Annotated in this window: 2 protein-coding genes; one reads left to right on the top strand and one right to left on the bottom strand. The window is 65.3% G+C overall.

Going from position 1 to position 1,340, the window contains the following annotated elements; all coding sequences use genetic code 11:
• A partial coding sequence (locus EN879_RS36125; RefSeq protein WP_127274721.1) for an aminotransferase class I/II-fold pyridoxal phosphate-dependent enzyme occupies positions 1 to 628 on the top strand: 628 nt, incomplete at its 5' end.
• A gap of 35 nt (positions 629 to 663) precedes the next feature.
• Here EN879_RS36125 and EN879_RS36120 read toward each other — a convergent pair.
• Positions 664 to 1,340 (bottom strand): GNAT family N-acetyltransferase (locus EN879_RS36120; RefSeq protein WP_164774845.1); only part of this gene is annotated, 677 nt, incomplete at its 5' end.

The following is a 1,340-nucleotide window of genomic DNA, read 5'->3' as shown; positions in this document are numbered from 1 at the left end:
CTCCAACCCCGACAATCCGATGGGCAGTTGGTGGGAGGCGAGCGAGATCATCCGCTTCATCGAGGCGCTGCCGGAAACCACCATGCTGGTGCTCGACGAGGCCTATGGCGAACTCGGGCCGGCCTCGGCGCTGCCGCCGATCGATATCTCCAGGCCAAACGTCATCCGCATGCGCACCTTCTCGAAGGCGTACGGGCTGGCGGGCATACGCTGCGGCTATGCGATCGCTGAGGCCCAGGTGATCCGCGACTTCGAGAAGATCCGCAACCATTACGGCGTCAGCCGCATGGCGCAGATCGCCGGCGTCGAGGCGCTCGCCGATCAGCACTATCTGCAAAGCGTGGTGGCGCGGGTCGCGGCCGGCCGCCGACGCATCGCCGGCATTGCCGAGGCGAACGGGCTGAAGCCACTGGCGTCGGCGACCAATTTCGTCACCATCGATTGCTGCGGCGATGGCGCCTTCGCGCTGAAAGTTCTGCAAGCCCTGCTGTCACGCGACGTCTTCATCCGCAAGCCGATGGTGCCACGGCTCGACCGCTGCATCCGCGTCAGCGTCGGCCTCGATCACGAGCTCGACATTTTTGCCGAGGAACTTCCCGGTGCTTTGGCGGCAGCGCGGGGTAATTAGGATACCGCTGGCGCGCAACCGGCAGCAAAAGCCGCCTACAAATCCATTTCCCAGGTCTGGCCGGTCAGATCCTTGCCGAAGCTGCGGTGGTGCTCCTGCGAGACCAGCCTGAAGCCGGCACGTTCGTAGATCGCGCGCGCCGCAACGAGGATGTCGTTGGTCCACAGAACTAGCTTGGCGTAGCCGCAAGCCCGGGCCTGGTTCACGCATTCCGCCACCAGTCGTTTGCCGATGCCGAAGCCGCGCGCCGACGCCTCGACATGCAGCATTCTCAGCTTGGCCACCTTATCATCCTGATGAACCAGGAACACCGCGCCGACCGGCTGACCACCGCGCTCGGCGATCCAGCAGAAATCGCGGCCGGGCACGAAATTGCGAATGAAATCGGCGCCGATCTCGGCGAGCATGGCCTCGAACTCGATCGTCCAGCCATATTCCTCGGCATAAAGTTGGGCCTGGCGCTGCACGACCCAGCCGACATCGCCGACGCGGTGCGGCCGCAACGTCACCTCGCCGCTTTCACGGGTGGGATCACCCAGCAATTCCCCCGCCTTGCGCAAGGCGCTGCGCAGTTCATGCAACCTGTCGTCGGGTACGCTTTCGATCAGCCGCGCCGTATCCCGATCGGCCGCCGCCTGCAGCCTGGCAAGCGCTGCCTCGCCCCTTGCGGTCAGCGAGAGGACCCTTCGGCGCCGGTCAGCCGGGTCCGTTC

Source organism: Mesorhizobium sp. M7A.F.Ca.AU.002.02.1.1 (assembly GCF_003998535.1).
Taxonomy (GTDB): Bacteria; Pseudomonadota; Alphaproteobacteria; order Rhizobiales; family Rhizobiaceae; genus Mesorhizobium; species Mesorhizobium ciceri.
The sequence above is the reverse complement of the archived record's forward strand: the minus strand, read 5'-3'. Positions and strand labels throughout refer to the sequence as shown.